The 15,524-nt window shown below is 44.9% G+C and carries 14 protein-coding genes; all 14 read right to left on the bottom strand.

Annotation, left to right across the window (positions count from 1 at the left end):
- Positions 1-8: 8 nt before the first annotated feature.
- A complete protein-coding gene (locus FGG79_RS13400) occupies positions 9-1,154 on the bottom strand; it encodes a homogentisate 1,2-dioxygenase (protein WP_138779142.1) in 1,146 nt (381 codons plus the stop codon).
- Positions 1,102-2,085, bottom strand: a complete 984-nt coding sequence (locus tag FGG79_RS13395; protein WP_138779140.1) for a fumarylacetoacetate hydrolase family protein — start codon at positions 2,083-2,085, stop codon at positions 1,102-1,104. The genes FGG79_RS13400 and FGG79_RS13395 overlap by 53 nt, the downstream gene beginning before the upstream one ends.
- Before the next feature lie 6 nt (positions 2,086-2,091).
- Positions 2,092-2,703 carry a flavin reductase family protein gene (locus FGG79_RS13390; protein ID WP_138779139.1) on the bottom strand — a complete coding sequence of 204 codons (612 nt, stop codon included), beginning with the start codon at positions 2,701-2,703 and terminating at the stop codon, positions 2,092-2,094.
- The gene (gene hisC / locus FGG79_RS13385) at positions 2,704-3,936 is read right to left on the bottom strand and encodes a histidinol-phosphate transaminase (RefSeq protein WP_346764064.1); all 1,233 of its coding nucleotides are present in this window, start codon (positions 3,934-3,936) and stop codon (positions 2,704-2,706) included. It abuts the gene before it with no gap.
- Positions 3,937-4,000: 64 nt separating this feature from the next.
- Positions 4,001-5,116, bottom strand: coding sequence for a 4-hydroxyphenylpyruvate dioxygenase (gene hppD, locus FGG79_RS13380; protein WP_138779137.1), 1,116 nt, complete (start codon positions 5,114-5,116; stop codon positions 4,001-4,003).
- Positions 5,117-5,235: 119 nt separating this feature from the next.
- Positions 5,236-6,663 (bottom strand): dihydrolipoyl dehydrogenase family protein, encoded by a 1,428-nt coding sequence (locus tag FGG79_RS13375; protein WP_138779135.1) that lies wholly within the window; start codon positions 6,661-6,663, stop codon positions 5,236-5,238.
- Positions 6,664-7,839 carry a dihydrolipoamide acetyltransferase family protein gene (locus FGG79_RS13370; protein ID WP_138779133.1) on the bottom strand — a complete coding sequence of 392 codons (1,176 nt, stop codon included), beginning with the start codon at positions 7,837-7,839 and terminating at the stop codon, positions 6,664-6,666. It lies immediately after the preceding gene.
- A 15-nt stretch (positions 7,840-7,854) separates the two neighbouring features.
- Positions 7,855-8,850: an alpha-ketoacid dehydrogenase subunit beta gene (locus tag FGG79_RS13365; protein ID WP_138779130.1), complete on the bottom strand. Its 996-nt coding sequence runs from the start codon at positions 8,848-8,850 to the stop codon at positions 7,855-7,857.
- Position 8,851: 1 nt separating this feature from the next.
- Complete coding sequence (pdhA, locus tag FGG79_RS13360) at positions 8,852-9,916, bottom strand: pyruvate dehydrogenase (acetyl-transferring) E1 component subunit alpha (protein ID WP_138779128.1); 1,065 nt, start codon at positions 9,914-9,916, stop codon at positions 8,852-8,854.
- 364 nt (positions 9,917-10,280) lie between these two features.
- Positions 10,281-11,387 carry a Leu/Phe/Val dehydrogenase gene (locus FGG79_RS13355; protein ID WP_138779783.1) on the bottom strand — a complete coding sequence of 369 codons (1,107 nt, stop codon included), beginning with the start codon at positions 11,385-11,387 and terminating at the stop codon, positions 10,281-10,283.
- A 107-nt stretch (positions 11,388-11,494) separates the two neighbouring features.
- Positions 11,495-11,890 carry a thioesterase family protein gene (locus FGG79_RS13350; RefSeq protein WP_138779126.1) on the bottom strand — a complete coding sequence of 132 codons (396 nt, stop codon included), beginning with the start codon at positions 11,888-11,890 and terminating at the stop codon, positions 11,495-11,497.
- Between the two features lie 614 nt (positions 11,891-12,504).
- Positions 12,505-13,299, bottom strand: a complete 795-nt coding sequence (locus FGG79_RS13345; RefSeq protein WP_138779124.1) for an ABC transporter ATP-binding protein — start codon at positions 13,297-13,299, stop codon at positions 12,505-12,507.
- Positions 13,274-14,302 carry an ABC transporter permease gene (locus FGG79_RS13340; RefSeq protein WP_138779123.1) on the bottom strand — a complete coding sequence of 343 codons (1,029 nt, stop codon included), beginning with the start codon at positions 14,300-14,302 and terminating at the stop codon, positions 13,274-13,276. Before FGG79_RS13340 ends, FGG79_RS13345 begins: the two co-directional genes overlap by 26 nt.
- Before the next feature lie 16 nt (positions 14,303-14,318).
- On the bottom strand, positions 14,319-15,290 hold the full coding sequence (locus FGG79_RS13335; protein WP_138779781.1) for an ABC transporter substrate-binding protein: 972 nt from the start codon (positions 15,288-15,290) through the stop codon (positions 14,319-14,321).
- Between the last annotated feature and the right edge of the window lie 234 nt (positions 15,291-15,524).

Raw genomic sequence — 15,524 nt, 5'->3', positions numbered from 1 at the left:
TTCTTACTTCACACCCACGTAAACATATAATTGGGATCTTCCACGTCCTTTGCTTTCTTGACAATCTTCAACGGTTTGAAGGTATCAATCATGACAGCGAGCTCCAAGGTTTCTTTTTTCCCGATACTTGCTTCTGTCGTTCCTGGATGAGGACCGTGTGGAATACCGCTCGGGTGAAGGGTAATCGACCCTTCCTTGATTCCCTTTCTGCTCATGAAGTTACCTTCAACATAGTACAGCAGCTCATCACTGTTCACATTGCTATGATTATAAGGAGCAGGAATCGACTCAGGGTGATAGTCATATAATCTTGGTACGAATGAACACACGACAAAGTTATGTCCTTCAAACGTTTGATGGACGGGCGGCGGCTGATGCACACGTCCGGTGATCGGTTCGAAATCCTCAATATTAAATACCCATGGATACAAATAGCCATCCCAACCGACTACGTCCAGTGGATGATGAGTTAACAGATGCGAGTGAAGCGCCCCTCTTGACTTAGTGATCACTTCGAATTCGCCTTCCTCATTCTTGGTTGCAAGCTGTTCTGGCCCGCGCAGATCCCTTTCACAAAACGGACTGTGCTCCAATAACTGTCCATACTCATTACGATAACGGCGGGGAGTCGTGATTTGGCTAAAGGATTCGACGATGAGCATTTTCGTTTCCTGTTCAGGAACGACACGGTAAATCGTGCCAATCGGGATCACCACATAATCTCCTTTTCCATAGGTGATCGTTCCGAACATCGTCTCGACTTTCCCTTTACCAAAATGGATGTAAAGCATTTCATCCCCGTCACCATTCCGGTAAAAGCTTGTCATCTCTTCCGTGACAAGAGCTGTTCCGATCAAAAGATCCGAGTTACCTAGTAAGTACTCCCGGCCTTTTAAGGCACATCCCTTCCTCTCGACTTTGTCCGTGAAGAAATGTCGATGACGAAGAGCACCGTCTTCCTCGAATTCCGGTAGATAGTTCCCTAAATACTCCGTTTTCGCCACGGCGGTCGGCAAGTGATGATGATACAGAATCGACTGTGTACCCGAGAACCCTTTCGTTCCCATGACCTGCTCTCTGTAAAGCGTGCCGTCCTCTTTTTTAAACATGGTGTGACGTTTGTGAGGTATTTTCCCCATTTGACGATAGTACATGGTCTTCCTCCTCTCTTCTCTTTGCAATCGTATTCCTCAAAACTCCTAGTCCCGTAATCTCTAATTCCACCATATCCCCAGGCTTTAGCCAAGGGTGTTTCTCTGGACCAAGTTCTAAGATGCATCCTGTTCCTACAGTACCGGATCCAATCACTTCCCCTGGATAAAGGGTGACGTCTTTCGAGGCGCGTTCGATCATGTCAGCAAATGTATAATGGATATCCTGATAATTTCCTCGTGAAAGGAGTTTCCCATTCACTTTCGCAGACATTGTCAGGTCAAATCGGTCGCCCTTGCGATAGACTTCCAGTTCATCCTTCGTCACTACATAAGGACCGATTGATGTGGCAAAATCTTTTCCTTTTGCGGGACCAAGCCCTACTTTCATTTCATGCTTCTGAATGTCTCTTGCACTCCAGTCGTTCATGATGAAATAACCGTATATATAGTCTTCTGCGTCTTCTTTTGAAATGTTTTTTCCTTCTTTCCCAATCACGCAGGCGATTTCTAATTCATAATCCAGCCACTCACAGTCAGCCGGCTTTTCGATGAAATCGAGAGGACCCCTTACTGCTAAATGATTCGTGAAATAGAAAACGGGAATATCATACCATTCAGGCACAACGTCCAGTCCCCTCCGTTTTCGTGCCGTTTTCACATGCTCTTCGAACGCATAGAAATCCCGTATGCTGAATGGCCTTGGGATCGGTGCCTTCAGTGTGACATCACGTAATGAATGCACTCCCTCATCTGTTTCAGAAAAGGGACCGATCGACTTCATCCTTCTCAGTCCTTCTTCACCGAGCGCAATCATAGATAACATGTCTTGAGGAAGGGACCCGCCACTTACAACATGGAGATCTGCTACGTGTTCATCCTGAATAATCCCTGCCCTTACTTCTCCTTCTTTTACAAAACTAACCAGCTTCACGTGTCATCACCTTTTTCGAATCAATTCAAATGAATCGGATAGTGGTTTCGTGTACATTTGACCGGCAAGTCTTCCAACCGGCTTGAGTTTCTCTGAATCTATTTTCCCATCGTAGTAGAGTTCATCATTGATTCTCACACATTCTACCTTCCCGATAACAAGGCTTCCTGCCCCAGGATGGTCGCCGAAATGAAGAACCTCATGAAGAACGCATTCCAATTGAACCTTGCTTTCAAATACTCCAGGAGGCTTTACTGAGACCGACTCTTTCTTCGTCAGCCCGACCTGTTGGAATTCATCAATGTCCGGTTCAAATTCAATAGCACAGTTATTCATTTCCTCCACAAACTCTTCGCTGACGATATTAATGACGAATTCCTTCGTTCTCTCGATATTCTCAAGAGTATCCTTCTTACTGCCGTCCTTCCCTCTTCTCATAGGCGAGAAGCAAACGAGCATTGGATCGGCGCAAATCGCAGTAAAAAAGCTGTAAGGTGCCAAATTCGCATTTCCTTCTTCATCAAGGGATGAAACAAAAGCAATCGGGCGGGGCAAAATCGAACCAATCATTAATTTATAGGCAGCCTGCCATTCTAAAGACTGGGGTTTGATATCCATTTAGTTCACCCCTTCATTTCGTAAAATCTCTTCTAGCCCATCAATGAATCTTTCATTATCCTCTTCCGTTCCAACAGTGACTCTGACGGTTGTCGGATATCCGAGGAGAGTCCCTGAACGTACGACGAGCCCCCTTTTCACAAGCTCATATGACACCGTGTCTCCATTCAAACCCGTATCTACCATGATAAAGTTTGATTGAGACGGGAAATAGGAAATGCCCAACCGGTCAAACTCCCGCTCTAAAAAGAGGCGACCCTGCTCATTCTTATGAGTACACTCCCTAATAAATGCTTGATCAGTAAGGGCGATGACCGCTGACTTCTGAGCAACCGTATTCACATTGAATACATCTTTCACTTTCCGGAGCTGCTCAGCAATTTCTGCATTCATAACACCGAACCCCACCCTTAAACCGGCTAGGCCATATATCTTCGAAAATGTTCTAAGGACGATCAGGTTTTCGAATGCAGAAAGAAGAGGCAGGGTTTCTAAATAATCATCGGTTGTGACATATTCCATATAGGCTTCATCCACCACCACCAAGATATGCGGCGGCACACTCTCGATAAATTGCAAGAGCTCTTTCTTCCCGACAATTGTTCCAGTGGGGTTATTCGGGTTGCACACAAAAATCAGTTTCGTTTCCTTCGTGATCGCCTCATACATCCCTTGTAAGTCATGGGTACCATCTACGAGAGGAACGATAACAGGGGAGCCGCCTTCGATAAGCACATTGGTTTCATACCTCGGAAAGGTCACATCGGCCATGATGGCTTCTTCGCCGCTGCTCAAATACGCCCTCGTCAACAGTCGGATGACCTCATCGGATCCATTTCCAAATACGAGCTGTTCTTTCGTAACCCCTAAAAATGTTGATACCTTTTCACTAAGGTCGACGGCAGCTCCGTCTGGATACAGAAACAGGTCGCTTCCGTTTTCTTTAAACCACTGTTTCACTTTTGGGGAACAGCCATATATGTTTTCATTTTCTGATAGCTTCCTGATTGAGCTTAGACCATGCTCCTTCTGTAAGTCTAAAAGCGTCTTCCCAAGCACATATGGAGCGATATGTGTGACCGCTTCTTTTGTCTTGAACTTTAATGTCATACGTGAATCCTCGCCTTCCTCATGGATGAAGGGGGTTGACTCACGTGTTAGCTTACCTCCAAGTTTTAATATAGTACGCGAAAGATGTACGATATTAAGCGTAGAAGCAGCTAATCTCTTCATGAGTTAACCCCCTGACCGGTCCTTTGACCCCCGTTATATATGCTCTATCTATCTATTTTTTAGTTTATAGGTTTCCTCTTCGTTCCTGCTCGCGCTCGATGGATTCGAATAGTGCCTTGAAGTTTCCTTCACCGAATCCTCTTGCGCCCTTACGTTGAATCACTTCGACGAATAGTGTCGGACGATCCACAATAGGCTTCGTGAAAATTTGAAGCAGGTACCCCTCATCATCACGGTCTACTAAAATATTCAGCTCTTTGATCTTGGAGATCTCTTCATCGATTTCTCCTACACGCTCAGAAAGCATATCGTAATAAGAATCAGGTGTATTCAGGAACTCAACGCCATTTTCTTTCAAGATACCGACTGTTTTCACTATATCTTCCGTCAAAATCGCAATATGCTGCACTCCAGGACCGCCGTAGAACTCAAGATATTCCTGGATTTGTGATTTGCGTTTTCCTTCAGCAGGCTCATTGATCGGGAATTTAATGCGTCCGCCATTATGCATCACCTTGGACATCAGGGCTGAATATTCCGTTGTAATATCTTCATTTGTGAAGTGACGCATTTCCTTAAAGCCCATCACGTTTGCGTAATACTCCACCCACTCTTCCATACGTTCAACATTTCCTACTACGTGATCGACAGCGATGATACCGGAATCTTCATTTTTCAGAGCGGAATCATATTTTACAAATCCTGGCATGAAGATCCCTTTATAATCTTTACGTTCTACAATAGTATGGATTGTATCTCCATATGTACCGATCACGGCTTTTTTTACTATTCCGTTATCATCTTCTAGTGTTGAAGGAGGCATGATTTCAATCGCACCCCGGGATACCGCTCCACTGTAAGCCTTTTCAACATCCTCCACAACAAGAGCAATGTCTTTAATACCATCTCCATGTTTTTTAACAAATTCAGCTACACGACTGCCTTCGTGAAGGCTTCCCGTTATAACCAATCGAACTTTGTTTTGTTGCAGTACATAAGATACTGTGTCACGATTTCCCGTTTCCAATCCTGAATAGGCAACGGTCTTAAATCCGAATGCTGTACAGAAGAAATGAGCGGCCTGTTTTGCATTTCCAGTATAATACTCTAAATAATCAACATCTCTTACCGGGAATACCTCTTCTACCTTTTTTTGCTTTTTTGCTACATTCTCTTGCATATTTACCCCTCCACAAACGTTAGTATATTCTGAATATTATATTAAATAGTTTCTTAGAACTTCTCAAGAGCGGCTAGTAAAGCTTAAACGCTTCTCTGTGTAAAAGCGCGTCCCTCATTTCACCTCGCGGGCTCCTTTATTCTGGGAGGCATGTGCACTGCGTCTCCCTTTAATCCTTCGACCGCTTCGAGTATACTTTCGTTCATACTGGGATGAGGATAAAGTGGAAAGCGAAAGTCCTCATCTCTCGCTGCCATTTCTAAACCAAGCACGCCTGACGTGATAAGCTCCGCTGCCCCCATCCCAATGATATGAATACCAAGAATCAAATCCGTTTCACTGTCTGACACGACTTTCACGAACCCATCCTTTTCATCAATTAACTGAGCGTACCCGTTTCCTCTCACAGGGTTCTCACTAACTGCAACCGAATACCCTTCAGCCCTTGCTTCTTCCTCCGTCAGCCCTGCATAAGCAATCGGTGGACTCATCTGCACCACCATCGGAACAAACTGCAAATCCACTTCCACTGGAAGCCCAGCCATTGCCTCCGCTGCTACCTTCCCTTGCTTGATTGCCTTCACTGCGAGGGACGGACCTTCCGTCGCGTCCCCAATCGCCCATATATGCGGAATGGGGGTCCGTCCCTCTTGATCTGTTTGGATATACCCCTCTTCCGTTAATTCAACACGGAGGCGGTCCAGGCCGATGTCTGTCAGGTTTGGTTTTACTTGTCCGCTCACGACAAAGTGCGAACCTTCGATTGATACCGCTTCACCCGTTTCTTTCTCCAGATTCACGATGACATGTCCGTCCCTTTTACTGGCAGAACGCAGGACGGAATTCTTGATGACATTGATTTTCTGCTTTTTTAACTGTCTGAACAGTTCTTTTGTAATGGCAGAGTCAAATGCAAATTCCTCGTTCAAGAGTAGCGTTACACGGCTTCCAATAATAGAGAAAACCGACGCAATCTCCAATGAAATATAATCTGTACCGTATACAATCAGTTCCTCAGGGATCTCCCCCAGCTGATAAACGTCTCTTTCTTTAAGGATACAGGCATCATCAAACTCGATACTATCCTGATAATGAAAATCCCCTCCTGTTGCCACAATCGCTTCTTTAAAATTAAAGAGGGAAAATTCATGACCGTTTTCAACTCCAACACGTGATTCTGAAAGGAAGGATGCTGACCCCTTTATGATTTCAACTTGATTCGCTTTGCAAAGAGATTCCACCCCTAAGCGAAGCTGGGTGATCTTTTTATTTTTATACTGTTGAAGAGAGGAAAGATTGGTTTCTAATCCCCCGAACTGCATCCCCATCTCCTGCAGATGCTTTGTCTTTTTCAACTCCTGGGCAAAATGGGTGAATACCTTCGACGGAATGCATCCTTTATTTAAGCAGGTGCCGCCCATGTCCTCTCGTTCGATTAACGTCACCTGTCTACCGAGACTTGCGGCCCTTATAGCTGCGTGATAGCCACCGGGGCCTCCTCCGATGACGATAATGTCTTTCTCTTCCATAATCTCTCCCACTACCATTTACATCAACTCCAAAAGCATGGATTGAGGCTGTTCAATCAGATCGCGTAATCGATTCGTAAACCTCACAGCCGTTCCGCCATCTGCCACTCTGTGATCAAAGGACATGGATACATTCATCATCGAGCGGACGACGATTTCATCTCTTTCATTCACCATTGGGCGCTTCTTCGTTTTATGGAAAGCGACGAGTGCCACTTCCGGTTCGTTGATGATTGGAGTGGCTCCGATTGAACCGCCAAGTGGACCGACGTTACTCACCGTGAAGGTTCCGCCTTTGATTTCGTTCATCGTCAACTTGCCCTCTAGTGCTTTGATGGTCAGTTCCTTCATTTCCTCATGTAAGTCCTTCATCGTTTTTCGTTCGACCTGTTTGATAACAGGAACAATCAATCCTTCGTCAGTGTCGACTGCAATGCCGATATTGTGATGGGACTGAAGCTCGACACACTCTTCCTTTTCATTGAGTCGGGCATTAAAGATTGGAAACTCTTTTAAACTAACTGAAAGAGCTTTGATAAAATAAGCTCCTATTGAAATGGACCCGCCGCTTGCTTTCATGGTATCTTTCCAGGCTAATAGATTCGTAACATCGATTTCTTCAAAATGGGTGCAATGAGGAATCGTCCTTAGTGACTGTGACATTTTAGATGCAATCTGTTTGCGTCTGCCACGGAACGGGATGGTATCCTGCTCCCTTATTTCTGCTAAAGGAGCGACAGGTTCAGGTTTTTCATCCCTGATTGGAGCTGTCCCGCTTTCCCCTTTCATATAAAGGATTACATCCTCATCGAGAATCCTTCCTCCTACTCCCGAACCAACCACTTCTTCTATATTAATACCTTTTTCCCTTGCTATTTTCCGCGTATACGGGGATGCCAGTATCCTTTTTTTCTTCAAAATCTGGGTCGTGTTAGGGACGATACGTTTGCCTCCAACCCCATCCTCTTTTTCCATCAACAGAACCGTTGATCCGACTGGAATCGTCTCCCCTTCCCTAACCGTAAATTCCTTCACCACACCAGAAAATGGTGCGGGAATTTCCGCCGTCATTTTATCTGTTTGTACTTCCACCAGTGGTTGATCCGCTCTCACGACATCTCCCACTTCCACAAGAAAGTGATTGATATTGGCTTCAGTCATGCCTTCCCCAATATCATGAAGCTTAACTTCCATGGACTCCCTCCTTGTCTAATAGCGTGCTACTTTCTCGATTGCATCGAGCACACGTTTACTGTCAGGCAAATAGAAATCTTCAAACCCGAAATACGGGACGGGTGTATCAAATCCTGTTACCCGCTCAGTCGGTGCTTTCTGATATAAAAAAGACGTATCATTGATGATCGCGATCACATCATTTCCAACTCCGCCAGTGGCATGGGCTTCATGGACAACCACGGTTCTCCCCGTTTTCTGGACAGAGCTTGAAATGAGATCCTTATCAAGGGGATAAAGGGTTCTAAGATCCAGTACCTCGCAGGAAATGCCTTTATCCCCTGCTTCTTTCGCTGCGTCCTCGGCTACCTTCACCATCGCTCCCCAGGCAATGATCGTGACATCCTCGCCCTCTGTAACCACCTTGCCTTTCCCGATTTCCACGATGTACTTTTCTTCTGGCACTTCTTCTTTGGAAGCTCGATAACATCTCATAGGTTCCAGAAATAATACCGGGTCTGGGTCCTCAATGGCAGCAATCAAGAGTCCCTTTGCATCATAGGGTGTTGACGGACATACCACCTTGATTCCCGGCATATGAGTGAAAAGTGCTTCTGTGCTATCAGAATGAATTTCCGGTGCCCTGACTCCAGCACCATAAGGAGCCCTGATGACCAGCGGACAGGTAAAATGCCCAAGGGTACGGGCTCGTACTCTGGATGCATGAGTCATGATTTGCTCGTACGCCGGATAGATGAATCCTAAAAATTGCACCTCTGCCACAGGGCGAAATCCGTTCAATCCCATCCCAATGGCCGCCCCAATGAAACCAGCCTCACTTAACGGGGTATCTATGACCCGGTCTTCTCCAAATTCCTGCTGCAATCCGTCAGTCGCCCGGAACACACCACCATTCATGCCAATATCTTCTCCCATCAACAGGACATCATCGCTCTCCGCAAGCATCACTCTCATCCCATCAGTAATGGCTTGAACCATCGTCAGGGTCTTCATTTTCGTTAAGGTGCTCATCCTATTCACCTCTCAATCGCTCAAGGAGCTTTTCTTTTTGTTCCTGGATCGTCCAGGTCGGTGTCTCAAACACATAATCGAAGATCACACTCGGGTCGGCTGCAGGATAGGCTTCCAAGTCTTCAACAGCCGAGTCGACTTCCTTCACACATTCCTTTTGAACAGAAGCCATCCATGCCTCATCAAGCCAACCTCTTTGCTTCATGAATTTCGTTAATCGATCAACGGGATCATTCTCCATACGTCGAGACTCACTTTCTTCCTGATCACGATATTTCGTCGGATCATCAGCGGTTGTATGTGCCCCATATCTCCATGTCACCGATTCAATCAATGTAGGTCCGTCCCCGTTCCGAGCTCTCTCCAACGCTTTTAACGTTTCAAAATAAACGGCAAAAATATCATTTCCATCGATTCGTACGCTTGGAATGTCATAGGCAAGAGCCTTCTGGGCAATGGTTTTCGTTTTCATTTGCTTGTGCATGGGGACGGAAATCGCAAACTGGTTATTCTGATTAAAGAAAACAACCGGCGCCTCCCACACACTTGCTATGTTTAACCCTTCATGAAAATCCCCTTCAGAAGTCGCCCCGTCTCCAAAATACACAATCGCTGCATTCCTGGTTCCTTTTTTCTTCTCCGCATAAGCAGCACCCACTGCATGCGGAAGCTGGGTTGCGATTGGAATACCGGGGGTGAAAATATTCATTCCCTCAGGAGGCACACACCCTTCATTGCGGCCTTTCCAAAAGAGAAGTATATGAAGCAGGGAATGGCCGAATGTCATTGTTGCTCCATGATCCCTGTAAGATGGGAATAACCAATCCTTTTCTTGTAATGCAAGGGCACTCCCTACCTGGGATGCTTCCTGTCCTTCAAATGGTGCGTATGTTCCGATACGTCCTTGCCTTTGCAGACTCACCGCTTTACGATCAAAGGTACGGATCCTGATCAAATGACGATAAAACGTACGGGCTAAGTCTTCTGAAATATCCTTTTCAAACTCGCTTTGAAGTAGTTCACCTTGTTGATCCATGACTTGGACCAATTGATATTCCTCAATCATTTCATCACCTCTTGTGGTGCATTTTTGTTGGAGCATTAGATTTCTGATTTGGATTCTGTCTATTTATATTGAAAACTGAGTTGATTTAGCTTCTTTTTGAGATGTGTCACTCGCGAAATTGAATGGCAAGATGGTTGAAAGAGCTTATCCATTTGGTTTATGAATGAAAACGTTGAAATTTGAGCGTCTTTTGGCGTTTGTTGCGTAACTTTTGATGCTTGTTGCGGAACTTTGAGTGTTTGTTGCGGAACTTCCACTGTTATTTGGGCCACTTTCTACGTTCATTGGGCCACTTCCACCATTTATTACGCCAAATTGTGAACAACGCGAATCATCACTCAAAGCTCTCAACATTCATTGGTTCTTATGTCCTAACCGACCATTTCGGACGTTTCGCATGAGAGAAAAAGCTGTTTCTTCTAGTACGAGAATGAATCCGATCTTCACAGAATCGGTTGGCCGCTTCCACCGTGGTCATGTGCTGATTTTCTGATTGCAGATAAATATTCTGAAGGCTGTTATAGATGGCACTTGTCTTTTGAAGGACCCGTTCTTTATTCGGTTCATACAATTCGTCGGCTACCTGGATCAATCCGCCTGCATTGACGATGTAATCAGGGGCATAGAGAATTCCTTTTTCATGAAGCTTCATACCATGGGACAGATCCAATAGCTGGTTGTTGGCAGATCCTACAACCGCTTTTACTCTCAGCTGATCGACCGTGTGATCATTAATGATTCCTCCGATGGCACAAGGGACGAAGACATCAGCATCAACAGAGTAGATTTCATCTCCTGATACGACCTTGATGGCCGCTCCCATGTTTTTCGCCTTTGCAACCAGCTGATCGATTGATTTCTGACTGATATCCGTTACAAAGAGGTCTGCCCCTTCTTCCAACAGACGCTCTGCTACTTTAAAACCTACTTTTCCCAAACCTTGAATGGCATAGCTTTTGCCATGTAGGTCTTTTGAGCCCCAGACGTTCTGATTGGTCGCTTGTAAGCCATAAATGACTCCCATGGCAGTCGGGATGGATGAATCCCCGCTTCCTCCGTACTCTTCATTGACGCCAACGATGCAATTTGTTTCTTTTAATGAATAAACGAAATCTTCAGGCGTGGTCCCCATGTCTGTCCCTGTGTAGAAGCGCCCATTCAGAGATTCAACAAATTGGCCAAATGCACGAAATAGCTCTGGATGTCTGTCTTTTTCAGGATCCCCGATGATGACTGCTTTCCCTCCACCAAAGTCCACATCAGCCGCGGCACATTTATAAGTCATGCCTTTTGATAGGCGCAGGACGTCCTCCAGTGCTTCATCCACTGATGCATAAGGTCTCATCCGACAACCGCCTAGAGCAGGGCCAAGAGTGGTATTATGTATGGCAATGATGGCTTTGAGCCCTGTTTCTTCATCGTTGCAGAATACTACCTGCTCATGATTTTGTATTTTTTGAAACATATCCATGTCATTTCCCCCTGCAAGCTCGTCTTTTGTAAACGCTTTCAGTTTTGTCGATGCGTTAGCCAATTCGCTTCCTCCTTTTACCCTTCTTTTTTAAGAAGTGTATAAAACTAGTTCTCTTTTATTCTTTCTTTAATTTTATCTTTAGATAGAACCACTTGTTTCACCTCACCTTTTCCAATGAGTCTGTCACTCTCTCTATCCCGGACAGTCACTTCGGTTACGATGACGTTTCGTTCATATTTAATTACATTCGCTTTAATTTTCAGAAAGGAACCTTTTTTAGCCGGAGCCATATGCTCGACGTTCACTTTGGCGCCCATTCCTTCTTCATGATCTTCCAAATAAGGGAGGATGATTTTCCTTGAGGCCCACTCCATGTGATAAACCATCGAGACCGTTGAATATACTGGGTGCACAACGCTTCCTTCGAATTGGGCATACATGCTGGGAGTTACTTCTGTCGTCACGACGGCCATATGTCCTTCTACTAATCCAGGCTTCATTGCTTTCCCCCTTCAAACGAACAAATCATACATTTTTATATAACGTTAATTCAACGATATAATAACATTTTGTTTTATAAATAGTCAATAAATTGTTAAAATTTAAAATATTATATTAATATAAATTATGCAGAGGGACGGACCTCCACCAAAAGCGGAGACGGCTTGCCCAGAGGCGACATGCATAAGACGAACATGCCGGAAAGGCGCCCTTTGCCTTTTTGGCATGTTTGACTTATGACCTCGAGCCTCTAGCCGTCGGAGCTAGATGACACCAAAAGCGGAGACGGCTTGCCCAGAGGCGACAAGCATAAGACAAACATGCCGGAAAGGCGCCCTTTGCCTTTTTGGCATGTTTGACTTATGACCTCGAGCCTTTAGCCGTCGGAGCTAGATGACACCAAAAGCGGAGACGGCTTGCCCAGAGGCGACATGCATAAGACGAACATGCCGGAAAGGCGCTCTTTGCCTTTTTGGCATGTTCGACTTATGACCTCGAGCCTTTAGCCGTCGGAGCTAGATGACACCCTTCTCAACATACCTCCACAAATAAAAAGCAACGGAACCAAAGTCCCGTTGCTTTTTACTGAAGGTTGTTTCTTCTTTTATTTAATCTATGAGAGAAGTGCTCGGTCACTTGCCAACTTACTTCCGCGAATCCGCTGGAATTCATGCAGTAACCCTTCGACAGTAAGGTGTTTCTTCTCCTCTTCATTCACTTCCAAAATGATCTGACCTTTATCCATCATTATCAATCGATTTCCAAGGTCCAGCGCCTGCTGCATATTATGGGTGACCATCAACGTGGTGAGCTTATACTTCTCGACAATCTCTTTTGTCAAGTTGGTAATCAGATCTGCTCTGGCCGGATCCAGTGCCGCCGTATGCTCATCCAGTAACAGGATCGACGGTTCAGTGAACGTTGCCATCAAGAGGGAAAGGGCCTGCCGTTCTCCGCCTGATAACAATCCAACCTTTGCATTCAAACGGTTTTCAAGTCCTAGGTGAAGGGTTTCAAGCACTTCTTTAAAGAAAGCTTTCCGTTTTTTAGTAACACCCAATTTAAAGGTTCTTGTCCGATTTCGTGAATACGCCATGGCAAGGTTTTCTTCTATCGTCATGGAAGGGGCCGTCCCTGCCATGGGATCTTGGAACACACGGCCAATCAGCTTTGAGCGTTTATACTCAGAAACTTTGGACACGTCGTGATCATCAATCAACACATTCCCGATGTCAGGTAAGAGTACCCCTGAAACAATGTTCATCAATGTGGATTTCCCCGCTCCATTACTTCCGATGACCGTAACGAAGTCTCCTGGTTTCAGCGAGAGTTGGGTATCATCAAGGGCGATTTTTTCATCGGGTGTCCCCTCATTAAACACCTTATGAATTCGATTTAACTGTAACACCGCTCTCACCCTTTCCATCCGCAATCGTGGCTCTGTTAACGCGTTCTGCCATTCGTTGAGCCTTTCGTTTCTTATCCTTATAGCGATCCATCACCTTTGGCATAACGAGGGCAAGAATGACGATTGTTGCCGTAATCAGCTTCATATCACCTGTTTCAAGGAAGTCAACACGGAGAGCCATGGATACGACCAATCGATAGATAATCGCTCCCCCGATTACAGCGAGCGTCGTACGGGCGATCGTCTTGGTTCCGAATATCGCCTCACCGATGATAACAGAAGCAAGCCCGATGATGATCATTCCAATCCCCATTCCGACATCAGCAAATCGGCTGTACTGGGCAATCAAAGCTCCTGAAAGTGCTACCATTCCATTCGAAATGCCTAAACCAAGAATGATCATGAGATTGGTATTGGCGGAGAAACTGCGAATCATTCGCTGATTATCCCCCGTCGCTCTTAAAGCCAATCCTATTTCCGTTTTCAAAAAACCGTCAGTCAAAAACTTAATCACGAGCGTAATGATCGTCATGATAAATAAAATGCTCCACGTTCCCGGTACAGGTTCCCCGAGTCCAACGGCAACCCACACTTTATTAAGGGCAGCATCGATTCCCAGAGGTGACCAAAAGCCTTCTACTCCAGTAAACGCAGTGTCCTGACTAAGCAAGGGCACATTCGATCTTCCCATAATCCTGAGATTGATGGAATATAGGGCGATCATCATTAATATCCCGGATAATAAGGCATTGATCTTACCAAACGTATGAAGTAATCCTGTTATACACCCTGCGACAAATCCAATCACAATCGCTGTAATCGTTGCGATAATCGGGTTTACACCACTGACAATCATGGTTGCAGCCACAGCAGCCCCGGTCACGAAGCTGCCATCGACTGTTAAATCAGGAAAATCCAATATCCGAAAGGACAGGTAGACTCCGAGGGCCATAATAGCGTAAATGATTCCAGATTCAAAGGATGCAAATATTGCTGTTGGCACGAATCATCATCCCTTCCTATTTTTCTTCTATAAACTTCCCAAGGTCAGACCAGGCTTCCTGCACTTCTACTCCTTGCTCTTCAGCTGCCGCTTTATTGAACATCAATTCGAAGTTTTCCGGAGCTTGCACAGGGAGTTCAGAAGGTTTCTTCTCACCTTTTAAAATCTTCACTGCCATTAATCCAGTTTGGTAACCAAGATCTTCATAGTTGAATCCACTTGCTGCAATCGCACCTTTTTTCAATGAATCTAATTCTCCTACAAAAAGAGGAATATCCTTTTCATTCGCTACTGTGATGACTGATTCAAGCGCTGAAACAACTGTATTATCTTTCGGGATGTATATGACATCGACTCTTCCAACCAAGGATTCTGTCGCCTGTTTAACATCAGCGGACGTTGAAACGGTAGCTTCTACCACATCCACACCATTTTCTTCTGCAAGCTTATTCACTTCAGCTACTTGCACGACAGCATTTTGTTCACCTGAGTTATAGACAACCCCGATTTTCTTCGCTTTCATTTCATCCGTTATAAAGTGGATCGTCTTTGAAATCGCTTCGGGATGAGTATCCGTCGTTCCTGTAATGTTTTCACCTGGTTCGTCAAATGACTTAACCAATTCAGCTCCAACAGGATCAGTAACTGAAGTAAAGACGATAGGAATATCTTTCGTTGCATTCAGTGCGTGTTGTGCACTTGGGGTTGAGTTAGCAAAGATGAGGTCGACACCGTCTCCAACAAAGTTCTTAGCAGCACTTTGTGAATTACTTTGATCTCCTTGAGCGATTTGAACATCATATTTGACGTTTTCGCCTTCCTTGAAACCGTTTTCATCCAAAGCCTTCTTAAACCCTTCAAACGCCGCATCTAATGATGGATGTTCGACAATCTGTGTTACCCCAATGACATATTGCTTTTCACCATCTCCATCACCAGAACTCTTATCACTACCACAACCTGATAGAACCAGCATTCCACATAGCATCGAGATGACAACAAGTAATAAACTCTTCTTCTTCACAGAAATCCCCCTTTTTCTTTTCCTAATATATGATGAGTAGTCTACAAGACTAGCAAATCCATGTATGATAAAAATAACATTCGACGTAAATACAACGTTATATTATCACTCTTGTCACAAAATAGTCAATAATATTCCGAAAATTTAAAAATTAATATTAGTATAGTCGGTCTTTAACTGAATATCTAGGGAATAGGG

Source organism: Bacillus sp. BHET2 (assembly GCF_005938125.1).
In the GTDB taxonomy this organism is placed as follows: domain Bacteria; phylum Bacillota; class Bacilli; order Bacillales; family Bacillaceae_B; genus Rossellomorea.
This window is presented reverse-complemented; position numbering and strand designations above follow the sequence as displayed.

What these genes read in the sequence shown, in the direction of transcription:
- FGG79_RS13355 (WP_138779783.1), bottom strand. Translation starts at nt 11,387, where the DNA reads ATGGATATGTTTCAAAAAATACAAAATCATGAGCAGGTAGTATTCTGC.
- FGG79_RS13350 (WP_138779126.1), bottom strand. Translation starts at nt 11,890, where the DNA reads ATGAAGCCTGGATTAGTAGAAGGACATATGGCCGTCGTGACGACAGAA.
- pdhA (WP_138779128.1), bottom strand. Translation starts at nt 9,916, where the DNA reads ATGATTGAGGAATATCAATTGGTCCAAGTCATGGATCAACAAGGTGAA.
- hppD (WP_138779137.1), bottom strand. Translation starts at nt 5,116, where the DNA reads ATGCAAGAGAATGTAGCAAAAAAGCAAAAAAAGGTAGAAGAGGTATTC.
- FGG79_RS13365 (WP_138779130.1), bottom strand. Translation starts at nt 8,850, where the DNA reads ATGAGCACCTTAACGAAAATGAAGACCCTGACGATGGTTCAAGCCATT.
- FGG79_RS13370 (WP_138779133.1), bottom strand. Translation starts at nt 7,839, where the DNA reads ATGGAAGTTAAGCTTCATGATATTGGGGAAGGCATGACTGAAGCCAAT.
- hisC (WP_346764064.1), bottom strand. Translation starts at nt 3,936, where the DNA reads ATGAAGAGATTAGCTGCTTCTACGCTTAATATCGTACATCTTTCGCGT.
- FGG79_RS13400 (WP_138779142.1), bottom strand. Translation starts at nt 1,154, where the DNA reads ATGTACTATCGTCAAATGGGGAAAATACCTCACAAACGTCACACCATG.
- FGG79_RS13335 (WP_138779781.1), bottom strand. Translation starts at nt 15,290, where the DNA reads ATGCTATGTGGAATGCTGGTTCTATCAGGTTGTGGTAGTGATAAGAGT.
- FGG79_RS13390 (WP_138779139.1), bottom strand. Translation starts at nt 2,703, where the DNA reads ATGGATATCAAACCCCAGTCTTTAGAATGGCAGGCTGCCTATAAATTA.
- FGG79_RS13375 (WP_138779135.1), bottom strand. Translation starts at nt 6,663, where the DNA reads ATGGTAGTGGGAGAGATTATGGAAGAGAAAGACATTATCGTCATCGGA.